3 protein-coding genes are annotated in these 2,337 nt (G+C 60.0%); 1 reads left to right on the top strand and 2 read right to left on the bottom strand.

Translation table 11 applies throughout. From position 1 onward, the window contains the following. Positions 1-189: 189 nt before the first annotated feature. Positions 190-1,356, top strand: a complete 1,167-nt coding sequence (locus tag ACOQFT_RS00285) for a nucleotide sugar dehydrogenase (RefSeq protein WP_421596077.1) — start codon at positions 190-192, stop codon at positions 1,354-1,356. Positions 1,357-1,427: 71 nt separating this feature from the next. On the opposite strand, the gene ACOQFT_RS00290 is transcribed toward ACOQFT_RS00285, so the two are convergent. Further along, positions 1,428-1,697 (bottom strand): spike base protein, RCAP_Rcc01079 family, encoded by a 270-nt coding sequence (locus tag ACOQFT_RS00290; RefSeq protein ID WP_421596079.1) that lies wholly within the window; start codon positions 1,695-1,697, stop codon positions 1,428-1,430. A gap of 159 nt (positions 1,698-1,856) precedes the next feature. Then, the coding region (locus ACOQFT_RS00295; protein ID WP_421596080.1) for a cupin domain-containing protein at positions 1,857-2,337 on the bottom strand (481 nt) is incomplete at its 5' end.

Consider the following 2,337-nt stretch of genomic DNA (forward strand, 5'->3'; position numbering starts at 1 on the left):
CCGCACAGTTCGAACTGCGCAACAACGACATCATCTTCATCGCAGAAAACCCCGTCACAAAATGGGGCAGAACAATCTCACAAATAACCCCATCCCTCATAACAACTCCCATCAACGCTGCCGCCAATTGATAAGACGGGCGGCCCCCTTTACGGTGTCCGGAACCCTGCTTTCATGAGGAAAAGAAAAATGAAAATTGCGGTTGTCGGTATCGGCTATGTGGGTCTGTCCAACGCGGTGCTGCTGGCGCAAAACCATCACGTGGTGGCGCTGGACATCTCGCAACAGCGCGTGGGCCTGATTAACCAGCGCCAAAGCCCGATCCAGGATGCCGAGATCAAGGATTTCCTGTCCAACCGCCCGCTTGACCTGACCGCCACCACCGACGCCGAAGCCGCATATACGGGGGCCGACTTTGTCGTTGTGGCCACGCCCACCAATTACGATCCGCGCAGCAATTACTTCGACACAAGCTCGGTCGATGCGGTGATCGAACAGGTCGCGACGGTGAACCCAGACGCCACCATCGTGATCAAATCCACCATCCCGGTGGGGTTCGTTAACGAGGCCCGCACGCGGTTCGGCACCGACAACGTGATCTTCTCGCCGGAGTTCCTGCGCGAGGGACGGGCGCTGTTTGACAACCTGCACCCCAGCCGGATCATCGTTGGCGAACGGTCCGAGCGGGCAAAGGTCTTTGCCGATCTGCTGCTGGAAGGAGCGGTGGACAAGGATGTTCCGGTGCTGTTCACCGATGCGGACGAGGCCGAGGCGATCAAGCTGTTCGCCAACACATACCTTGCAATGCGGGTTGCCTTTTTCAACGAACTGGACAGCTATTCCCTGGCTGGCGGCATGGACCCGCGCCAGATCATCGAAGGCGTCAGCCTCGACCCGCGCATCGGCGCGCATTACAACAACCCGTCATTCGGTTATGGCGGTTATTGCCTGCCAAAGGATACCAAGCAGCTGCTGGCCAATTACAGCCACGTGCCGCAAAACCTGATCCGCGCCATCGTCGATGCCAACCGCACCCGCAAGGATTTCCTCAGCGACCGGATTCTGATGAAGGGGCCAAAGATCGTCGGCATCTACCGCCTGGTGATGAAAGAGGGCAGCGACAATTTCCGCCAAAGCTCGGTTCAGGGCATCATGAAACGGATCAAGGCCAAGGGCATTCAGGTCATCGTCTATGAGCCGACGCTGTGCGCGGATCACTTTTTCCACTCACCGGTGATCCGCGATTTGGAGGCGTTCAAGCAGCAGGCCGACCTGATCGTCGCCAACCGCCTGTCGGACGAAATCCGCGAGGTCAGCGACAAGGTCTTTACCCGCGATCTGTTCGGCGCCGATTAAGACCGGACGCACACGCGCGGCCAAAAGATAGCCTGCCGCACAAAAGGGGCGCGACAGGCTCCGGTTCTGTCTTAGGTCAGAACAAGGGCGTGAATACCCGATGCAGTCGTGCCACTGGCATGAACGCGCGTCACGCCGACGGGCAGGATCGAGAAATCAGCGACCTGAACGGTGCGTGTTTCGCCTCGGACCGTGGTCATTGCCAGTGTACCGCCCGTTTCGACGTACAGACCGATTGCTACCTCGGCCAGGTCGGTGGTGTCAGAAGGGGTCACGGGGGCAACGTCACGCGCAGGGCCGGACAGGCTGGAAACACGGTTTGTAAACGGGTTGGTCGTCATGAGTCGGGTCTCGTTCTCTGTGTCAATCAGCGGAACGCTAGCCAAAACCGCTTAACGACCTGAAAGCCCATCGTGCGTTGCGCTGCCTGATCGGCGAAGCGACACAAAAAAAGGCACCCTGTTTGGAGGCCTTGATTTGTGCTGAACGTTGAGTCGCGCTCAGCCTTTTGCGCCCTGACCGCGGGCGTAGACGTCCTCGTAGCGCACGATGTCGTCCTCGCCCAGATAGGTGCCGGTCTGCACCTCGATCAGAACCATCGGGACCTTGCCGGGGTTCTCCATCCGGTGCACCGCGCCCAGCGGGATGTAGACCGACTGGTTCTCGGTCACCAGTTGCTGATGGTCATCAATGGTCACGCGGGCGGTGCCTTCGACCACGATCCAGTGCTCGGACCGGTGGAAATGGCTCTGCAGGCTCAGCGCGGCGCCGGGGTGGACGTGGATGCGCTTGACCTGGAACCGGTCGCCGACCACAAGGCTTTCGAACCAGCCCCAGGGACGGTGATCCTTGGGGAAGGCCGTGGCCTGCGCGGCGCCTTTTTCCTTCAGCGCGGTGACCGCTTTCTTGACGTCCTGCGCCCGCGACGCATCCGCCACCAGAACCGCATCGTTCATCGCCACCGCGATGATGTTGTCCAGC

It is taken from the genome of Ruegeria sp. MALMAid1280, assembly GCF_049195285.1.
In the GTDB taxonomy this organism is placed as follows: Bacteria; Pseudomonadota; Alphaproteobacteria; order Rhodobacterales; family Rhodobacteraceae; genus Ruegeria.